Origin of the sequence: Bacteroides oleiciplenus YIT 12058, assembly GCF_000315485.1 — a bacterium.
GTDB classification, from domain to species: Bacteria; Bacteroidota; Bacteroidia; order Bacteroidales; family Bacteroidaceae; genus Bacteroides; species Bacteroides oleiciplenus.
In genome coordinates this window covers 1,108,797-1,127,833 of record NZ_JH992940.1, presented here as the reverse complement: position 1 = coordinate 1,127,833, position 19,037 = coordinate 1,108,797, and the positions used below count along the sequence as shown (strand labels likewise).

Here is a 19,037-nt window from a genome sequence, read left to right as displayed (position 1 = left end):
TTAATCTTTAATTTCATCCGGCCAGGGGGCTAATTTTCCCGTTGCACGAAGCGTGGGACGCTGCGCATCTACCGACCGGAGATAGTTACTTAATTTCTTTGCCAATCTCTTTACTACACGTGGTTTTTGCATAGCCACGTCGTTTTTTTCGCTGATGTCAGCAGGAATGTTAAAAAGCTCACGCTTACCGTCTGCAAAGTAATACACAAGTTTCCAGTCGCCGGAGCGGATGGAACAAGTGGCTCCGATGCCCGGTCCCGAAGGTCCCCAGCTATGAGGATAGTGCCAATAGATATCACGATTCTTCATTTTCCCTTTTCCTGTCAGAAGCGGCATGAAGCTGATGCCATCACGCTGCTGTACGGTGGTATATTTCTGTACGCCTGCTATTTCAAGAATGGTGGGATAGAAATCCTCAATCATAAGGTAATCCCCGCACTTGGTATCCGGAGTCACCACGCCGGGCCAGCTTACGATCATCGGTTCGCGGATACCACCCTCGTAGGCTGAACCTTTACCACTGTTGAGCGGATAATTCTGCGTATGCAGTTCTCCGGCACGTGTGTGGGCAGCCAGTCCGCCATTATCGGACATAAAGAGGATGACCGTGTTCTCCGTCAGATGGTTGCGTTCCAGATAATCCATGAGGTCACCCAAACTCTTATCCATACCCTCGACAAGAGTGGCATAGGCAGCTTCTACTGGAGGCAGCCCTTTATCCAGATATTTCTGATAGAAGCGGTAGTCCGGCTGTATGGGTGTATGGACTGCATAATGTGCCATATACAAAAAGAACGGTTCATCTTTCTGCTGCACATGGTCCAGGGCCTTCATGGCCTCTAAGGTGAGCGCTTCACTGAGGAATGTGTCCGTACCATGATATTGCTCCAGTCCGGGAACTGCCGCCAACGGACTTTTGCCGTTCGGTTTGTTTCCGAAGTTATTCTTGCCGTAATAGCTGGCAGGCGAACCGGCGGCATGACCTGCTATGTTCACCTCAAATCCCATCGTTAACGGATCAGCTCCAGGAGTATCGTTTGCCCCGAAATGGGCTTTACCGCAATGAATGGTCTGATAACCGTTGTCTTTGAGCACTTGGGCCAAAGTAGTAACCTGCGTAGTGCGTTCCACGTCCGGTTCCTGACAAATGCCGTTTACGTTCCATTCCGGATAGGTCATTATAGAGTCCGGCTGTTCATGAGTGGTGTTCTTGCGCAGCGTCCAACTGGTCACTCGGTGACGGGCAGCATTCATTCCTGTGAAAAGGCTGACGCGGGTAGGGGAGCTGATGCTACATGCATATGCCTGAGTGAACATTTTCCCTTGTGCTGCCAGACGCTCCATGTTAGGCGTATGGTAGGTGTCGTTATAATGAGTCCGCTGAGTCCAAAAGGGCAGTGAAGTATCTTGCCAGCCCATGTCGTCCACCAGAAACAGAATAATGTTCGGACGTTCTTTCTCTTTCGGCACATCCTTGTCCGCAGATTGTGCAGCCGCTTCCCCTGCCATTCCCCACACGGGAATCATAACGGCTGATAATAGTAATTCGCTTTTCATTTGAGACTGATTTAGTTATAAGTTATTAGTTATAAGTTATTTGTTTGTGATTGCTGCGCCATGATGTCACATGGTCATAAGCAAATAACTAATAACTTATAACTAATATCTGTTTTTTTATCCTTTCGCTTCCTGATATAAGAATCGTTTAATGGAGCGTTTCGGCGTTTTTTCAAATTCCTCGGGGTATATCTTCATTTTGAATATCTGGCAGTATGCAGGAAGGGTTGTGTTCAGTGCAACGCGGTTCTCTTCCATGACACGTTCGATGTCTTCGGTCTTCAGACCATGTGCAAAGGCATCGTCGAAATCGGGATATACCAAGCCGACAAGTTTTTCATTCTGCTGCACGATGATGCTTTCGGCAACATAGGGCATGTTGTTCAACTTGTCTTCTATTTCTTCGGGATAGATGTTCTGTCCGCTGGCACCGAGCAGCATGTTCTTGCTGCGTCCCTTGATGGTGACGTTACCTTCGGCATCCATCAGGGCAAGGTCGCCTGTGTGCAACCAGCCGTCTGCATCAATTGTTTCGCGGGTGGCTTCTTCATTCTTATAATATCCCAACATCACGTTAGGTCCACGACATACAATTTCTCCCGGGATATTTTCCGGATCGGGCGAGAGGATTTTAACTTCCATGCGCGGAACCGCCTTACCACAGGAGCCCGGTTTGAAACGTGACCAATCTTCATAACAGATAATCGGACCGCATTCCGTCATTCCGTAGCCTACTGTATAAGGGAAGTCTATCATGCGCAGGAACTGCTCTACCTCTTGGTTGAATGCAGCACCACCCACAATGACCTCTGCAAAGCGTCCACCGAAGGCACTGACTACGCCTTCGCGTACGGTCGCCTTAATTTTATCATTGATGATGGGAACTTTCAGTAACAGTTTCATAGTCGGAGTTTCCAACTTTGGAAGCACGTTCTTCTTGATAATCTTTTCGATGATGAGCGGCACGGCTATCACCAAGTGAGGTTTCACTTCCGAGAATGCCTGGAAGATAATCTTCGGGCTCGGCATACGGGTGAGGAAGTATATCTGGCATCCTGCCGAGAACTCATAGAGGAACTCGAATGCCAGTCCGTACATGTGTGCCATCGGCAGCATGGAGATTATCTTATCGCCGGCTTTCAGTGGCAACACTTCAAATGCAAATGCAGTGTTGGACCACAAGCTGCGATAGGGCAGCATTACGCCCTTTGAATAACTCGTCGTACCGGAAGTATAGTTGATGACTGCCAGTTCTTCGGGCTGGTCTTTATGATATTCGATGTGTTCCTTGCGGAAATTCTTGGGATATTTCTTGCCGAACAGTTCGTTTAGATGCTCGCGGGCATAGTCTATCTTTTCGGTGCGGGATACGAGAACGGAAAAATCGGTCATCAGTATGATGCCTTCCAGCAGGGTCATGGCACTTTCGTTGAGGTTTTCCCATACCTGATCGCCTACAAAGAGCAGTTTGGCTTCTGAGTGATTTACGATGTTATGGACGTTGTCCGCTTTGAACTCATGTAAGATAGGAACCACTACAGCACCGTAGGTCAGTGTGGCAAGGAAAGTGACTCCCCAATGCGAACTGTTGCGTCCGCAGATGGCAATTTTATCGCCTTTCTTGATGCCGCTTGCTTCGAAGATTAAGTGTACTTTTTCTATTTTGCGGGCTACGTCCTTGTATTGCAGGGTAGCGCCATTATAGTCAGTCAGGGCATCCAGGTCCCAATTCTCTTTTATGCTGTTCTCAATATAGGCGATAAAACTTTGTTCCATGATATTATATTGCACATTTGGTTGAAATTTGTGCAAATATAAGGCTTTATTAAAAGAAAGCAAATTTTTGGTTGAAAAAAGCGGGAAGTATAAGCTATTTAATCGTTGGTATATTAAAATATGACCAAACAAATGAAATTATAGCAAGTAATGAAATTGATAGTATGGAGGCAGGTAAACCTGCGGGATGAATAAAGATAAACTTCCTGTCAACAAGAAGTTAATACCTTGTCGACAAGAAGTTAAGAGTTTGCATACAGGGAGTTAACTCCTTGTAAGTGGCTGATATTCTTTTACTTTCCGAGATACCAGCCGTACATGCGTTGTACGCCTTCTTCAATCTCCACTTGATGATGCCAACCCAAGGAGTGTAGTTTGGAGGGATCGGTGAGCTTGCGCATGGTTCCGTCCGGTTTGGTACTGTCGAAGGTCAGTTGGCCCTGATAGCCTACGGTGGCTACGATTAGTTCAGCCAGTTCGCGGATGGAGATTTCTTTGCCTGTACCTATGTTGATATGACAGTTGCGAATGTCCTTGTCACCTTGCTTGTAGGTGTCCTTGAAGTCTACGTGCTCCATAACAAAGACGCTGGCATCGGCCATTTCTTCGCTCCAGAGGAATTCGCGGAGCGGGGTACCTGTGCCCCATAGTTTCACTCCGGTGTTGCTGATGCCGTATTTGGCGAGGATGGTGAGGATGTCTTCCTGACTGCTGTTTCCGTCGATGCCTTCAACGGGACGCTGATTCAGGTCTTTGCGTATGGCATCCCAGTCGCCTTGTTTCAGGCAGTGGGCGAGGTGAATCTTGCGAATCATGGCGGGGAGGACGTGACTGCGTTCCAGGTCGAAGTTATCGTTCGGGCCATATAGGTTGGTAGGCATCACGGCGATATAATTGGTGCCGTATTGCAGGTTGAAGCTTTCGCACATTTTCAATCCGGCAATTTTGGCAATGGCATACGGTTCGTTGGTGTACTCCAGCGGGGAGGTGAGGAGTACTTCTTCTTTCATAGGCTGCTCGGCATCACGGGGATAGATGCAGGTGCTACCCAGGAAGAGGAGTTTCTTCACGTTATGGCGGAAACTTTCGCCGATGACATTCTGCTGTATTTGCAGGTTTTTGTAGATGAAGTCGGCGCGGTAGATGCTGTTGGCCATGATGCCGCCTACGAAGGCAGCGGCGAGGAATACATATTCCGGTTGCTCGTCATCGAAGAATTTGCGGACAGCTACAGCGTCCAGTAAGTCGAGTTCTTTGTGAGTTTTGCCAACGAGGTTGGTATATCCTTTATCTTGCAGGTTCTTCCAGATGGCTGAACCTACCAAGCCGCGATGTCCGGCTACAAAGATTTTGGCATTCTTGTCCATTGTTTTTGTTTATTAGGTTTAAATACAGAGACACGGAGATACAGAGTTTTTATTCTCATTTTGTAGGTGAAAAACTTTGTGTCTCCGTGTCTTTGTGTTTGATTATTATTCTTGTGCTCTCAAGTGCAGCTTCTTCACGAACTTCATATCATGCGCTGCCATAATTTTCACCAATTCCTCGAAACTGGTCTGCCTTGGGTTCCAGCCTAACAAGGTTCTTGCCTTGGTCGGGTCCCCCAACAACTGTTCCACTTCGGCAGGACGGAAGTATTTCGGGTCCACTTCTACGATAACTCTTCCGGTTTTCACGTCGATACCCTTTTCTTCAACTCCTTCACCTTCCCAACGTATCTGGATGCCTACTTCCTCAAAAGCAAGTGTGGCAAATTCGCGAACGGTATGCATTTCGCCTGTAGCTATCACGAAATCTTCCGGCGTATCGTGTTGCAGGATAAGCCACATACATTCCACGTAATCCTTGGCATACCCCCAGTCGCGGCGTGCATCCAGATTACCCAGATATAGCTTGTCCTGAAAACCCAGTGCAATGCGTGCAGCAGCCAGCGTAATCTTGCGGGTTACGAATGTCTCGCCTCTGCGTTCGCTTTCGTGGTTGAAGAGGATACCGTTCACGGCAAACATCCCGTAACTTTCACGGTAGTTCTTTGTGATCCAGAAACCATATTGCTTGGCTACTCCGTAGGGACTGCGGGGATAGAAAGGAGTCGTTTCCTTCTGGGGAACTTCCTGCACTTTTCCGTAAAGCTCCGAAGTGGAGGCCTGATAGATCTTCGTTTTCTTCTCCATGCCGAGGATTCGGACGGCTTCCAGCATGCGCAGCGTACCGATGGCGTCAGCTTCGGCAGTGTATTCCGGTACATCGAAAGAAACCTTCACGTGGCTTTGTGCTGCAAGGTTGTATATTTCATCCGGTTGCACTTGCTGGATGATGCGGATGAGCGAACTGCTATCCGTCATGTCGCCATAGTGCAGGTTGATGGTACGTTTCTGTTTCATGTCGCGCACCCATTCATCGAAATACAGATGTTCGATGCGACCCGTATTGAAGGAAGAAGAACGACGGAGAATGCCGTGTACTTCATATCCCTTTTGTAGTAGAAACTCGGCGAGAAACGAACCGTCCTGACCTGTGATTCCGGAGATTAAAGCTGTTTTCATATAATAGGCTTTTTATTGATTGATTTTTGAGAGGGCAAAATTCGTTGTTTTTTACGAGAAAACAAAGACAGATATTAAATATTTATTTATAGATTTTATCCACCACCAGCGCAATCGCCCCGTCTCCCGTCACATTGCAGGCAGTGCCGAAGCTATCCATGGCGATATAGAGTGCAATCATCAATGCCTGTGCCGATTCGTCGAAACCCAGTATGGACTGCAATATGCCCAAGGATGCCATGATGGCACCACCGGGAACGCCGGGAGCCGCTACCATTGTGATGCCCAACATAAAGATGAATCCGGCAAACAGTGGGAAATCAAAAGGTATTCCCTGCATCATCATTAAAGCAAGGGCACATGCCACTATCTTTAGGGTACTTCCCGATAAGTGTATCGTGGCGCAAAGCGGGATGACGAAACCTGCAATATCAGCCGATACCCCGTTCTTTTTCGTCTGTTCCAGCGTGACGGGTATTGTGGCGGCAGATGACTGTGTGCCCAACGCCGTGAAGTAAGCCGGCAGCATTCGTCCCAGCAACTTGAAAGGATTCTTACGAACAAACAATGCAGCAATGCAATACTGGAATATCAGCAGAAAGATATGTAGCAGGAAAATCACCCCGATAATCTTTATGAAGACCATCAATACAGAAAACACCTGTCCCGAATGGGTCATATTAAGGAATATGCCGAAAATATATATAGGAAGTAATGGCAGAATGACTGCACTAATCATCTTTACAATAATATCCTGAAAATCGCGTGCTGCATTCTTCAATGTATCGTTTTTCAACTGTGCAAGTCCCAGACCTAAAGTGAAAGCCAGCACCAACGCCGTCATTACATTCATCAGCGGCGGAATGGCTACTGAAAAGAAAGGCAATATTCCTTGTGCCTCGCTCACTTCCTCCAACGGCACACCTGTTTCTATCAGACGGGGAAATACCGTCACACCTGTGAAGTAAGAAAGGAAACCGGAAAATAGCGTTGCACCATAAGCGATTAATGCCGTTATCAACAATAACTTTCCTGCTCCTTTACCAATATCGGCAATGGCCACCGTCACCAGTCCCACAATAATCAGCGGTATGGAGAAGTTGAGAAACTCACTGAAGATGCCGTTGAACGTAACGAACAAACGCACCATTCCTCCGGGGAGGAAGTTACCCAAAAGAATACCTAATGCAATGGCTATAATGATGCGCGGCAGTAACCCGATATGTAGTTTTTTCATAAAAATGAATTTAAGTTTTCCCGATGAAATGGACTTATGTTTGCAAAAGTACGATTTTTATTCGAAATCCATACGAACAAATGCCCTTGACATATTGTTTCCATTTCAATGAAACAATAACAAAAAAAATGCAAGTTATGACAAAAAAAGAACAATTGACAAACATAGGCTTAATCGGACTTGCCGTGATGGGGGAGAATTTAGCCTTGAACATGGCAGATAAGGGGTGGCGCGTGTCGGTATACAATCGCACCGTTCCGGGAGTGGAAGAAGGTGTGGTCGAACGTTTTATCAATGGTCGTGCCAAGGGGAAGAGTATCGAAGGATACACTGAAATCCCCGACTTCGTAGCATCCATTTCCGCACCGCGCAAAATCATGATGATGGTGCGTGCAGGCGCTGCCGTGGATGAGCTGATGGAACAACTTTTCCCGCATCTTTCTCCGGGAGATATATTGATAGATGGTGGCAATTCAAATTATGAAGATACCAACCGCCGTGTGGCACTGGCCGAATCCAAAGGTTTCCGTTTTGTAGGGGCCGGAGTTTCGGGTGGTGAAGAAGGTGCGTTGAACGGTGCTTCCATCATGCCGGGTGGCTCCGCTACTGCCTGGGATGAGGTGAAACCCATCCTGCAAAGCATCGCTGCACGTGCTGCCGACGGCACTCCCTGTTGCGACTGGATTGGTCCGGCGGGCTCGGGACATTTTGTCAAGATGATACACAACGGCATTGAGTATGGCGATATGCAACTGATTGCTGAGGCCTACTGGGTGATGAAGAACTTGCTGAAACTGGATAATGAAGAGATGGCTTCCGTCTTTGCCCATTGGAATGAGGGCAAACTGCGCAGCTACCTGATAGAAATAACCGCCCACATCCTGCGTCATAAGGATAAAACAGGTGGTTACCTTATAGATAAGATATTGGATACCGCCGGACAGAAAGGCACCGGTAAATGGTCCGTCATCAATGCCATGGAACTGGGGATGCCACTGGGGCTGATTGCCACAGCAGTTTTTGAACGCAGCCTTTCAGCACAGAAAAACTTGCGTGAAGCGGCTTCCAAACAGTTTGTCTGCCAGCGTTCGCAGGTGGTATACAATAAGCCGGAAATGGTGAGAGATATCTATTCCGCTTTGTACGCTTCTAAATTAGTATCCTATGCACAAGGCTTTGCCGTGTTGCAGAAAGCATCCGAGAGCTTCGGCTGGGAGCTCGATTTAGCTTCCATTGCCCGTATGTGGCGGGGTGGTTGCATTATTCGCAGTATATTCCTCAACGATATAGCTGCTGCTTTCGAGGCACAGCAGAAACCGAAGCATCTGTTGCTCGCTCCTTATTTCAAGGAAGAGATACAGCAATTGCTTTCGGGCTGGAAACACCTCGTGGCACATGCGATGAAAGAAGAACTGCCTGTTCCCGCTTTCTCTTCCGCACTGAATTATTTCTATTCGCTGGTATCTTCGAAACTCCCTGCCAACATGATTCAGGCACAGCGTGACTACTTCGGTGCGCATACCTTCGAACGTACGGACGAGCTTCGCGGACAATTCTTCCACGAGAACTGGACCGGACATGGCGGAGATACAAAATCGGGTACATATAATGTGTAATGTAGTGATTAGTTATTAGTGATTAGTGATTAGTGGGCTGCGCTATCATACCGCATGGTACTAATAACTAATAACTAATAACTAATCACTACTCACTAATCACTAATAACTAAATTAAATGAGTAAATTTGTAATGATTATATTCGGCGCTTCGGGCGACCTGACAAAACGCAAACTGATGCCGGCCCTTTACTCCCTCTACAAGGATAACCGCCTGCCGGAGGGATTCGCCATTTTGGGCATTGGCCGTACTGAATACGCAGACGAAACCTATCGCGACTATATCCTGAATGAACTGGAACATTTCGTCACTCCCGCCGAGGTAGGGATGAAAGAGTTTTGCACCCATTTGCATTATCTCAGCTTAGACCCCGCCAAAGAAGAAGGGTATGCAATGCTGGACCAGCACTTGCAAGAAATTACCGGCGAAAAGGAACCGGACAACTTGTTGTTCTATCTTGCTACGCCTCCCTCACTCTATGGCGTCATCCCCCTGCACCTGAAAACAGCAGGACTGAACCGTGAGCACACCCGCATCATTGTAGAGAAGCCTTTCGGTTACAACCTGAAGTCTGCACAAGAACTAAACAAAATATATGCTTCCGTCTTTGAGGAACACCAGATATACCGTATCGACCATTTCCTCGGCAAGGAGACGGCACAAAACATCCTTGCTTTCCGTTTCGCTAACGGCATTTTCGAACCACTGTGGAACCGCAATTATATCGACTATGTAGAAGTCACTGCCGTCGAGAATCTCGGCATTGAACAGCGTGGTGGTTTTTATGATGGCACAGGCGCCCTGCGCGACATGGTGCAGAACCACCTTATCCAATTGGTGGCTCTCACTGCTATGGAACCGCCTGCCGTCTTTACAGCCGACAATTTCCGTAACGAAGTGGTGAAGGTCTATGATTCACTAAAACCTCTGACAGAAGAAGATTTGAACGAACATATAGTCCGCGGGCAATACACGGCTTCCGGTTCAAAAAAGGGCTACCGCGAAGAAAAGAACGTCCCCGCCGACTCGCGCACTGAAACTTACATCGCCATGAAGATTGGAATAGACAACTGGCGTTGGAGTGGCGTGCCTTTCTATATCCGTACGGGAAAGCAAATGCCTACTAAGGTAACGGAAATCGTAGTGCATTTCCGTGAAACGCCACACCAGATGTTTCACTGCCACGGCGGACACTGTCCGCGGGCTAATAAATTAATCCTCCGCCTGCAACCCAATGAGGGCATCGTCCTGAAGTTCGGCATGAAAGTGCCCGGACCGGGGTTCGATGTGAAGCAGGTGATGATGGATTTCAGCTACGACCAGTTGGGCGGACAGGCTACGGGCGATGCTTATGCCCGCCTGATAGAAGACTGCATCCAGGGTGATCCCACACTTTTCACCCGCAGTGATGCTGTGGAGGCTTCCTGGCGTTTCTTCGACCCTGTGCTGCGCTATTGGAGCGAGTATCCCGATGCACCCCTCTACGGTTATCCCGTTGGAACATGGGGCCCTCTGGAGAGCGAAGCCATGATGCACGAGCATGGTGCCGACTGGACCAATCCTTGTAAGAATTTGACGAATACAGATCAATACTGTGAGTTATGAAAACTTATATAAATAGTACAGCTGTTGAAACGGCACGTGCTCTCATCAAGCATCTCATTGGCCTGATGGAGGCAGAGCCGGACAAGATTTTCCACATTGCATTCAGCGGGGGCAGCACGCCCTCGCTCATGTTCGATTTGTGGGCGGAAGAGTTCAAAGATGCCACTCCCTGGGTGCGCATGCGTATTTACTGGGTAGATGAACGTTGTGTACCTGCCGAAGATTCGGAAAGCAATTACGGTACCATGCGTCGTCTGTTGTTGGATAAGGTTGCGATGCCCGAGGAATATATTTTCCCCATCGACGGCAGTAACCAGCCCGATGACGAGGCGAACAGCTATTCGCGTCTGGTGCGCTGCAACGTTCCGCTTTGGCACGGCTTTCCGGCTTTTGATATTGTTCTGTTGGGAGCAGGAGAGGATGGGCATACTTCGTCCATCTTTCCCGGGCAAGAATACTTGCTCTCATCTTTCCATCCCTATGAACTGAGTGTGAATCCCTACAACGGTCAGAAACGTATAGCCATGACCGGCTGTTTGCTGTTCAATGCCAAACAGCTTATTTTCTTCATTACGGGTAGGAATAAGTCCAACGTGGTGCGAGACATTCTGGATTCGGGTGATACCGGTCCGGCGGCCTACGTGGCGCATCATGCCTGGAATGTAGAAGTATTCATGGATGAGCTGGCAAAAACCCAGCCCATCCATGCTGTTTATTCATAGAGAATGAGTGATTTATCAGTTGGACGTCCCGCTTTCGAGGATGCTGACGATGGAGAACAGTGTGAAGCAGATGCCTCCTAACCCGGCTAATACACGTGCGGGGACAAAGTAGACATCATTCATTGTAGCCATTTCAAAAAGGAAAGCAGAGAGGAAAAGGCAAGCCAATGCGGTGAGTACCGGAATAAGCGGAATACGGTTTGCCAGTTTGAAGACATTCCGCCAGATGACTGCCAACAAGATGACTTTGCTGGAGATGCTGTAGCAGACTAAACCGAGACCTATCATGATATATCCGATGGAGGACTTTTCAGGATTGACATCAGTCAGTATCCAAAGTCCCCAGAGAACACTCAGTGTACCCATTGCCAGTACAAGAGCAGGCCACCATTTCCGTTCAGAATGTGCGTACCCGTTACGTATCTGGCGGACAATGGTGGCGATTAGTGCAACCAAACTTGTACATATACATGCCAATCCGGCCATGACGTGACCCGCTACGAAGTAGGCGTTATGAATATCGCTTTGTCCCAATAACCAGAATGTCCATACCCATACGCTGACGGCAAAAATGACGGCAAGGATAATCAATGAGTCTCCTTGTGCCGAAGAAAAAGCCTTTGTAGGTGCGGCATGGTCAGTCCGTTTCGAATTCTGGGTGATGAGGGTGAAGCGGGTGGAAGCGGTGGCGGTGGTGGCTACGCAAGCTGTGATGAATGCTACCCCGCAGATAACGTGTCCCGCAACGAAATGAGCGGTAGTAGTACCATCATTGATATAGGTCATTCCTCCGATGAAGCACAGCACGGCTGCCAGATAGCCGATGATGGGCAGGGCGTACTTTGCCGCTGTAGTATAGGTGTGGATGATTTGACGGATGATGGTTCCTGCTGTAGCGAACAGCGCTATGCATATCATCCCTAACGAAAATACCACAGGACCGGCAACGAACCGGTTCATGTCTGTTCCCGCGTCAATAACGAAGGCTCCGTAGCCAAAACAAAAAAGGGCCATCAGCAGTGGGATAGCCCTGAAAAGGATACTAATACCGTAATTCATAACTGTTACATTTTTAGAGTTTTCCCTTCCAACAGCGTTCTTTACGGTTTGTTTTCTTTTTTAAGATTTATTTGTTTCGGGAAGATTACTTTTCTGCGAGAACTGAGTTCTTCCGTATCCGGTCCATTTGTCTCAAGCTCTTTCTGAAAACTTTTCCATGTATGCATTTGTTGTATTTAGTATATTCTAATAACTTAATATCAATCAATTATGGGCAAAACAAATGTATATTTAGCTATATTCTCAATTGCTGTATTCTTCGGAATATCCATTGACTCTTTAAACGCGTGTACCCGTGTGGTGTATCAGGGCGTGAATAATATGATAATCACAGGCCGCACCATGGACTGGAAAGAAGATACCCGTAGCAACCTCTGGATTTTTCCGCGGGGCATGGAGCGCAACGGAGAAGTAGGGAAGGACCCGATGCGCTGGAAATCCAAATACGGCAGTGTGATTACTTCGGCTTATGACATATGCAGCACCGACGGTATGAATGAAAAAGGACTCGTTGCCAATTTATTATGGTTGGCAGAGTCTTCTTATCCGCAATGGAACGGTGAAAGACCGGCGTTGTCGATAGCTGCCTGGGTGCAATATATGCTTGATAACTTCGCAACGGTGAATGAGGCTGTTGCCGCCGTAGAACAGAATTCATTCGATGTTGTATCGGACATGATGCCCGACGGCACACGAATGGCTACCCTCCATCTTTCTATCTCCGACGCCACCGGTGACAATGCCATCTTCGAATATATCAATGGCAAACTGAATATTCATCATAACCGTTCTTATCAAGTGATGACCAACTCGCCTGTTTTCGATCAGCAACTGGCACTCGATGATTATTGGAAGAATATCGGAGGAACTACTTTCCTTCCGGGAACCAACCGTGCTGCCGACCGTTTTGTGAGAGCCTCTTTCTATATAAATGCGATTCCTAAGACGGAAGATACACGCACAGCGTTGGCCAGTGTGTTCAGCGTGATACGCAATACCTCCGTTCCGTTCGGTATCAGTACCCCTGACCAACCGAATATCTCTTCAACACGCTGGAGAACGGTTTCCGACCAGAAGAATAAAATTTACTACTTCGAGTCTACGTTGTATCCTAATGTATTTTGGGTTGATTTCAAAGATGTGAACTTCTCTGAGGGAGCTCCGGTCAAGATGCTGAACCTTGTTTCCGGCAACACGTATGCGGGGAATACGGCAAAAGAGTTTGTTAATACGAAGCCCTTCCAGTTTTTAGGAGTAAAGTGAGTAGGATTATCAGTGTGTTAATTGTGTGTAAATGCTTCCGGTGAATTAGGCTTATTGCAGCTTAATTCACTATCTGCGTCTGGAGAATAACTCATCTATCCAACGAACCAGGTAGACGATAATAACTCCGGCAATGACCATTGTAATAATGCGAACTAACATAATCTATCGTTTTTAGTTTTTCGGTTGGCAAAGATAGGCAATGATATACAAAATGAGAAGTAAAAGCAAAATAAAAAGTGCTTCCCTTGTCGTTCTCTAACGGGGAAGCACTTTCACACAAAAACTAAACTAGACTTAACTAAACTATTCTATTGGGGGAAGTTTCACAACTTCCTTTATCTGTTCGATGCAAAGATAAAAAAACATTTTTTAATATGCAATAGGAAAATATGTTTTGTCGACAAATTCGGATATTTTATCGACTAATAGATGTTATTTCCTAACTCCTTTTATCTAAGAATGCTTGAAATACCTGTTTATAACTGTCGCTGACGGGGATATACGTTTTATCGAACACAATACGTCCGCGGTCAATAACTCGTATTTTTTCCTTTTGTACAATATAGGACCTGTGAACCCGCATGAAACGGGATGCCGGTAATAATTCCTCCATCGACTTCATACTCATTAGTGATAAAATGGGGCGGGGATTATCTTCCGTATAAATCTTGACATAATCCTTCAATCCTTCCACATAAAGTATCTTTTTAAGCTCTATTTGCACTAGTTTATAGTCACTTTTCACGAAGATGCTTTCGATTTCATCTTTCGGTTGTTGCAATAGCTCAAACCACTGTACGGCTTTGTTTGCTGCCTGCAAAAAGTCTACGTAGGAGATAGGTTTCAGTAGATAATCCAATGCATTCACCTTGTAGCCATCGATGGCATATTGCTCAAAAGCAGTGCTGAACACAATGCGTGTATGTGGGTCTACCATTTTAGAGAACTCCAAGCCGTTGAGTTCCGGCATCTGTATGTCGAGGAAGAGCAGGTCTACCTGCTTTTCCGGCAATTCCTTCATAGCCTGTACGGCACTGGAATACTTTCCCGTTAATGTCAGGAACGGGGTTTTGTTGACGTAGCTTTCTATAAGACCTAAAGCTAAGGGTTCGTCATCTACTATGGCACAAGTCAGGTTCATGATTTTAATTATTAATTTTTAAATATTAAATATTAATTGGCTGTACAATGTCACTGCTGCGCAGCCAATTGATAATTAACAATTAATATTTTATATTTAATACCGATTTATACTCTTTTCCGTCATCACTCACTCCCTGATTCCATTCATACTGACCGGGATAGGTCAGTTCGAGGCGTTTCCGTACTTGCTCCAACCCTATGCCGCTTCCGCTTTTATCAGCTTGGTTCTTGGGGTGGTAGCTGTTGGTTATTTCGCAACATACCTGGCCAGGGCTTTCGCTGAAATGGATGCGGATGAAGCTGGGCTCGGTGGGCGAGATGCCATGTTTGAAGGCATTCTCTATGAGGGAAATGAAAATGAGTGGGGCAATCTCCGTGCGACTGTCGGGGCGGATGTCGATTTGTGTCTCTACGCTTACGTTGGAGGCAAGACGGATGCGCATCAGCTCTATGTAGTTGCGGATGAAATCCATCTCTTTGCCCAGAGCAACGTAATTTTGTTGGTTATCGTAGAGGACGTGGCGCAACAGGCGGCTCAACTCCTGAACGGCAGCTTGTGCTTTGTCACTGTCGAAAGCGATGAGGGCATAGATATTGTTCAGGGTATTAAGCAGAAAGTGCGGATTCAATTGGTTACGCAAGTTTTTCAGTTCGGCTTCCGTACGGCTTTTTTCAGCCTCCCGGCGGGCGGCTTCCACATTCACCCAGCGACCACTCATGCGGATGGCAGCAGCCAGTCCCACGGTGAGGATCATGGAGAATACATCGCGCATGATAAATATCCAACTGGGAGGTCCGGGGCGTCTGGGTCCTTCGGGTTTCGCGAACGTGTGGAAGATGAAATTCTGCCAGAAGTGTACTCCGATGGCGGTGCAGAGAATGAGTAGCAGGTTCACCATTATATATTGTTTGATGCGTCCCTCGAACAAGAAACGGGGGATGAAGAAACAATAGTTGACATAGAACACGATAAGAAACGAGATAGGAACCGCACTGCCATGACGCAGATAGTCTATCCAGGTTATTGAGAAACCGCTACGGTTCATCAACAGGAACGGAAAGCCGAAGATGATACCCCATCCGATAATATGAATGAGGACTTTTGCGATCCAGTGGGGTTTGGGCTCTTGCATAATCATGTTACAAAAATAATTAAATTTAGTGATTCTATCACTCTTATTCGTATCTTATCGCCTCTATTGGGTCCAGATCAGCCGCCTTCTTGGCGGGATACCAGCCGAAGAATACGCCGGTGACGGTGCAGACTGCAAAGGAGAGGAATACGCTCCAGGCTTGAATATAGATGGGCCAGTGGGCTACGTTCTTCACGATGAAGGCTGCTCCGCAACCGATGACGACTCCGATGATACCACCCGTGATACTAATGAGGATGGCCTCAATCAGGAACTGCGAAAGAATATCTACACCACGGGCACCGACGGACATACGCAGACCGATTTCGCGGGTACGCTCTGTTACGCTGACGTACATGATGTTCATGATGCCGATACCACCTACCACCAGCGAGATGCCGGCGATGCATGCCAGAAGTGTAGTCATCAGGTCCGTGGTGGAGTTCAGCATGGTGCTGAGTTCTTGCTGGCTACGGATGGTGAAGTCGTCGTCATCGCTCTCTTTCAGTTTATGATTGCGGCGCAGGAGAGTGGTGACTTCGTCCGTTGCATAGTCCGTCATATCCTCGGAGAGGGCGGAGGCGAAGATACCTTGCAGATAGGTGACAGCAAGCATACGCTTCATTACGGTGGTGTAGGGAGCTAACACTATTTCGTCTTGGTCCATACCCATGGAGTTGTATCCTTTGGCTTTGAGTACACCTACTACGCGCAGAGGTATCTGGTTGAAACGAATGGTATGACCGATAGGGTCTTGCCCGTTCGGGAAAAGATTGTCCACAATGGTTTTACCGATGATGCAGACTTTGGCGGCACTCTGAATGTCAGCTTCGGTGAACATTTCACCGCTCTCCACGCTCAGTTGGCGGATGTCGAGATACTCAGTACCTACGCCGTTCACAGAGGCAGGATAGTTGTTGTTTCCGGCAATGAGCTGTCCGCTGGACGATACGTTGGGGCTGACGGCTGCCAGAAAGTTTGTTTCGTCTCGCAGGGTCTCGTAATCGGTCAGTTTCAGTGTCTGCATGGCTGAAGCATCTTGTCGGACACCGCCACGCATGTCACCACCCGGATGGATCATAATCATATTCGAGCCCATCTCCGATATCTGCGCTTGGATGCTCTTCTTCGAACCCTGTCCGATGGCGAGCATGGTGATGACGGAGGCCACACCGATGATGATACCCAGCATGGTGAGGAAGGCGCGCAACTTGTTGTTGGCAAGGGCACGAAGGGCTATTTTGAAAAGGTTTGTTCCGTTCATGTTAATAACGTTTAGTGGTTAGTGATAAGCGGTTAGCAGTCAGTGATAAGCTACTAATCACTTATCACTAATCGTTAATCACTAATCATCGCTCTTCGGCAACGCTGCTAAGGCTGTGGCTGCCGAGAGAATTTTTTGATTTACTGTATCTTCTGTCACGTGTCCGTCGCGCAGACGGATGTTCCGGCTGCTGTATTGGGCAATTTCGGGGTTGTGGGTGACGAATATGATGGTGCGTCCTTCGGCATGCAACTTTTGGAAGAGGACCAGAATCTCGAAAGAGGTACGTGTATCCAGATTACCCGTCGCTTCGTCGGCAAGGATTACCGCAGGGTTGTTCACCAAGGCGCGGGCAATGGCTACGCGTTGCATCTGTCCGCCGGACATCTGGTTCGATTTGTGTTCCAAGCGATCGCCCAGTCCCACGGCTTGCAGAGCTTCGATGGCGCGGTGGCGGCGTTCGGCGGCTGAGATGGAGGCGTTGTACATCAAGGGAAGTTCCACATTCTCTACAGCGGTGGTTTTTGCCAGCAAGTTATAGCTCTGGAAGACAAAGCCAATTTTGCGGTTTCTCAGGATGGCACGTTGAGGCTTGCTCATGGTGCGCACGGATATACCGTCCAGCAGATACTCGCCGCTGGTAGGGGTATCAAGGCAGCCCAGAGTGTTCAACAGCGTCGATTTACCGGAGCCGGACGTACCCATAATGGTTACGAACTCTCCTTCGGCGATGGAGAAGGAGACGCCACGCAAAGCGTGTACCGTTTCTTCACCCACCTGGAAGTCCCGCCGGATATTTTGCAATTCTATGACTGTTTTGCTCATTTTGTTCTTGTTATTATATGAATGATAATTTAGCGCATGGCGCTAAAATATCATTTATTGTTCTTTTTCTTATTGTCTCCCGGGCGTCCAGGCATGAACGGACTTCTTTCACTGTCAGCTTGTCCTTCGCTTACGGCAGCCTGCTCGCCACTTGTACTGATTACTGCGTCAGCCACAATCTGTGTACCTTCATTGACACCACCCGTAATTTCCGTCATTATTCCATTGGAGATACCAATGCTGACCGGATGTGCAGTAAATGTATCTCCTTCTTTGGTCCACACTTTATGCTCACCTTCGCAATCCTTGATTACAGCATTCTGACCAACCAACGGAATGGCAGGCGTAAAGCGCAACGCCTTTGCAGGAACGCTCAGCACTCCTTGCTTGTCCAGTGTATAGATGGTGATATTAGCCGTCAGTCTTGGTTTCAACTTCAAATCCGGGTTGTGTGCAGAGATGACTACTTCATACGTTATTACCGTAGTCGTAGTAGTACTGCTGCTTGAACTGCTCGTAGCTCCCAGGCGGATTTGCGTCACCTTTCCTTCGAATACATCATTCGGATAAGCATCCACCGTGAAGCTCACACGTTGCCCTTCTTCCACATCACCTATATCAGCTTCATCCACGTCGGCCACTACCTGCATCTGGGTCAAGTCCGCAGCAATGGTGAAGAGGGTCGGGGTTTCGAAGCCGGAAGCCACGGTCTGTCCTTCTTCCACATCACGGCTGATGACTACGCCATCAATAGGGGAGGTGATGGTGGCATATGACAGATTACGTTCCGCCTTGGCAAGAGAAGCCTTACTGCTGTCGAAGGCACTCTTCGCTTTCTGATAGTTGTAGAGACTTTGTTCGTAGTCCGTATCACTGATGAGCTGTTTCTCGTGCAAACCTTTGTTACGCTCATAGTTCTTTTGCTGATACTCGTATTCGGCTTTTGCGCCGTCATAGGTTGCCTTCTGCGAAGCGAATTCACTTTGCAGGGTCACTTTATCCATCTCAGCGATGAGTTGCCCTTTGGTTACTACCGAGTTGTAATCTGCATACAACTTGTCGATGATACCGCTGACCTGCGTGCCGACTTCTACTTCGGTCACCGGCTCAATGGTGCCTGTGGCGGTCACAGAGTTGGAGATATCGGCACGGCCCACGGTGGTCGTCTCGTACACCACTTTCCGTTTTTTGGCTTGTCCGCCAAATGCCCAGACAGCTATGCCGGCTACAATGATGATTCCGGCTGCTACGATGATAATTTTTTTCTTACTCATACTTTATATGATA

15 protein-coding genes are annotated in these 19,037 nt (G+C 47.7%); 4 read left to right on the top strand and 11 right to left on the bottom strand.

The features are described 5' to 3' along the window. From HMPREF9447_RS04875 to HMPREF9447_RS04855, 5 genes are all read right to left on the bottom strand, one after another. Complete coding sequence (locus HMPREF9447_RS04875; RefSeq protein WP_009128617.1) at positions 1-1,557, bottom strand: sulfatase; 1,557 nt, start codon at positions 1,555-1,557, stop codon at positions 1-3. Positions 1,558-1,674: 117 nt separating this feature from the next. Continuing rightward, the gene (locus HMPREF9447_RS04870) at positions 1,675-3,333 is read right to left on the bottom strand and encodes a long-chain fatty acid--CoA ligase (RefSeq protein ID WP_044137449.1); all 1,659 of its coding nucleotides are present in this window, start codon (positions 3,331-3,333) and stop codon (positions 1,675-1,677) included. A 293-nt stretch (positions 3,334-3,626) separates the two neighbouring features. Next, the gene (locus HMPREF9447_RS04865; protein WP_009128613.1) at positions 3,627-4,700 is read right to left on the bottom strand and encodes a GDP-L-fucose synthase family protein; all 1,074 of its coding nucleotides are present in this window, start codon (positions 4,698-4,700) and stop codon (positions 3,627-3,629) included. Between the two features lie 105 nt (positions 4,701-4,805). Then, entirely contained in the window at positions 4,806-5,879 is a 1,074-nt protein-coding gene (gene gmd, locus HMPREF9447_RS04860) for a GDP-mannose 4,6-dehydratase (protein ID WP_009128612.1), read from the bottom strand. Positions 5,880-5,961: 82 nt separating this feature from the next. After that, positions 5,962-7,116 carry a dicarboxylate/amino acid:cation symporter gene (locus HMPREF9447_RS04855; RefSeq protein WP_009128610.1) on the bottom strand — a complete coding sequence of 385 codons (1,155 nt, stop codon included), beginning with the start codon at positions 7,114-7,116 and terminating at the stop codon, positions 5,962-5,964. Positions 7,117-7,244: 128 nt separating this feature from the next. Between HMPREF9447_RS04855 and gnd the strand changes: the two genes are divergently transcribed. The 3 genes from gnd (at position 7,245) to pgl (ending at position 11,060) form a co-directional block, all read left to right on the top strand. Beyond that, a complete protein-coding gene (gene gnd, locus HMPREF9447_RS04850) occupies positions 7,245-8,732 on the top strand; it encodes a decarboxylating NADP(+)-dependent phosphogluconate dehydrogenase (protein WP_009128609.1) in 1,488 nt (495 codons plus the stop codon). A 118-nt stretch (positions 8,733-8,850) separates the two neighbouring features. Further along, entirely contained in the window at positions 8,851-10,338 is a 1,488-nt protein-coding gene (gene zwf / locus HMPREF9447_RS04845) for a glucose-6-phosphate dehydrogenase (protein ID WP_009128607.1), read from the top strand. After that, a complete protein-coding gene (gene pgl, locus HMPREF9447_RS04840; RefSeq protein WP_009128605.1) occupies positions 10,335-11,060 on the top strand; it encodes a 6-phosphogluconolactonase in 726 nt (241 codons plus the stop codon). The genes zwf and pgl overlap by 4 nt, the downstream gene beginning before the upstream one ends. 15 nt (positions 11,061-11,075) lie before the next feature. On the opposite strand, the gene HMPREF9447_RS04835 is transcribed toward pgl, so the two are convergent. Next, positions 11,076-12,119 carry a DUF2776 family protein gene (locus HMPREF9447_RS04835; protein ID WP_009128603.1) on the bottom strand — a complete coding sequence of 348 codons (1,044 nt, stop codon included), beginning with the start codon at positions 12,117-12,119 and terminating at the stop codon, positions 11,076-11,078. A gap of 210 nt (positions 12,120-12,329) precedes the next feature. Here HMPREF9447_RS04835 and HMPREF9447_RS04830 point away from each other — a divergent pair, with 210 nt between their 5' ends. After that, positions 12,330-13,382 carry a linear amide C-N hydrolase gene (locus tag HMPREF9447_RS04830; protein ID WP_009128599.1) on the top strand — a complete coding sequence of 351 codons (1,053 nt, stop codon included), beginning with the start codon at positions 12,330-12,332 and terminating at the stop codon, positions 13,380-13,382. Between the two features lie 442 nt (positions 13,383-13,824). Here HMPREF9447_RS04830 and HMPREF9447_RS04825 read toward each other — a convergent pair whose 3' ends face one another. The 5 genes from HMPREF9447_RS04825 to HMPREF9447_RS04805 all read right to left on the bottom strand — a co-directional run bounded on the left by HMPREF9447_RS04825 (position 13,825) and on the right by HMPREF9447_RS04805 (position 19,024). Continuing rightward, positions 13,825-14,526 carry a LytR/AlgR family response regulator transcription factor gene (locus tag HMPREF9447_RS04825; protein WP_009128595.1) on the bottom strand — a complete coding sequence of 234 codons (702 nt, stop codon included), beginning with the start codon at positions 14,524-14,526 and terminating at the stop codon, positions 13,825-13,827. Between the two features lie 82 nt (positions 14,527-14,608). After that, positions 14,609-15,667: a sensor histidine kinase gene (locus HMPREF9447_RS04820; RefSeq protein ID WP_009128594.1), complete on the bottom strand. Its 1,059-nt coding sequence runs from the start codon at positions 15,665-15,667 to the stop codon at positions 14,609-14,611. A 37-nt stretch (positions 15,668-15,704) separates the two neighbouring features. After that, the gene (locus HMPREF9447_RS04815; protein WP_009128592.1) at positions 15,705-16,925 is read right to left on the bottom strand and encodes an ABC transporter permease; all 1,221 of its coding nucleotides are present in this window, start codon (positions 16,923-16,925) and stop codon (positions 15,705-15,707) included. A gap of 81 nt (positions 16,926-17,006) precedes the next feature. Next, the gene (locus tag HMPREF9447_RS04810) at positions 17,007-17,750 is read right to left on the bottom strand and encodes an ABC transporter ATP-binding protein (RefSeq protein WP_009128591.1); all 744 of its coding nucleotides are present in this window, start codon (positions 17,748-17,750) and stop codon (positions 17,007-17,009) included. A gap of 50 nt (positions 17,751-17,800) precedes the next feature. Then, positions 17,801-19,024, bottom strand: a complete 1,224-nt coding sequence (locus HMPREF9447_RS04805; RefSeq protein ID WP_009128589.1) for an efflux RND transporter periplasmic adaptor subunit — start codon at positions 19,022-19,024, stop codon at positions 17,801-17,803. Positions 19,025-19,037 lie beyond the last annotated feature (13 nt).

Coding starts and splice junctions, on each gene's coding strand:
- HMPREF9447_RS04875 (WP_009128617.1), bottom strand. CDS start 1,557: ATGAAAAGCGAATTACTATTATCAGCCGTTATGATTCCCGTGTGGGGA.
- HMPREF9447_RS04870 (WP_044137449.1), bottom strand. CDS start 3,333: ATGGAACAAAGTTTTATCGCCTATATTGAGAACAGCATAAAAGAGAAT.
- HMPREF9447_RS04865 (WP_009128613.1), bottom strand. CDS start 4,700: ATGGACAAGAATGCCAAAATCTTTGTAGCCGGACATCGCGGCTTGGTA.
- gmd (WP_009128612.1), bottom strand. CDS start 5,879: ATGAAAACAGCTTTAATCTCCGGAATCACAGGTCAGGACGGTTCGTTT.
- HMPREF9447_RS04855 (WP_009128610.1), bottom strand. CDS start 7,116: ATGAAAAAACTACATATCGGGTTACTGCCGCGCATCATTATAGCCATT.
- gnd (WP_009128609.1), top strand. CDS start 7,245: ATGCAAGTTATGACAAAAAAAGAACAATTGACAAACATAGGCTTAATC.
- zwf (WP_009128607.1), top strand. CDS start 8,851: ATGAGTAAATTTGTAATGATTATATTCGGCGCTTCGGGCGACCTGACA.
- pgl (WP_009128605.1), top strand. CDS start 10,335: ATGAAAACTTATATAAATAGTACAGCTGTTGAAACGGCACGTGCTCTC.
- HMPREF9447_RS04835 (WP_009128603.1), bottom strand. CDS start 12,119: ATGAATTACGGTATTAGTATCCTTTTCAGGGCTATCCCACTGCTGATG.
- HMPREF9447_RS04830 (WP_009128599.1), top strand. CDS start 12,330: ATGGGCAAAACAAATGTATATTTAGCTATATTCTCAATTGCTGTATTC.
- HMPREF9447_RS04825 (WP_009128595.1), bottom strand. CDS start 14,526: ATGAACCTGACTTGTGCCATAGTAGATGACGAACCCTTAGCTTTAGGT.
- HMPREF9447_RS04820 (WP_009128594.1), bottom strand. CDS start 15,667: ATGATTATGCAAGAGCCCAAACCCCACTGGATCGCAAAAGTCCTCATT.
- HMPREF9447_RS04815 (WP_009128592.1), bottom strand. CDS start 16,925: ATGAACGGAACAAACCTTTTCAAAATAGCCCTTCGTGCCCTTGCCAAC.
- HMPREF9447_RS04810 (WP_009128591.1), bottom strand. CDS start 17,750: ATGAGCAAAACAGTCATAGAATTGCAAAATATCCGGCGGGACTTCCAG.
- HMPREF9447_RS04805 (WP_009128589.1), bottom strand. CDS start 19,024: ATGAGTAAGAAAAAAATTATCATCGTAGCAGCCGGAATCATCATTGTA.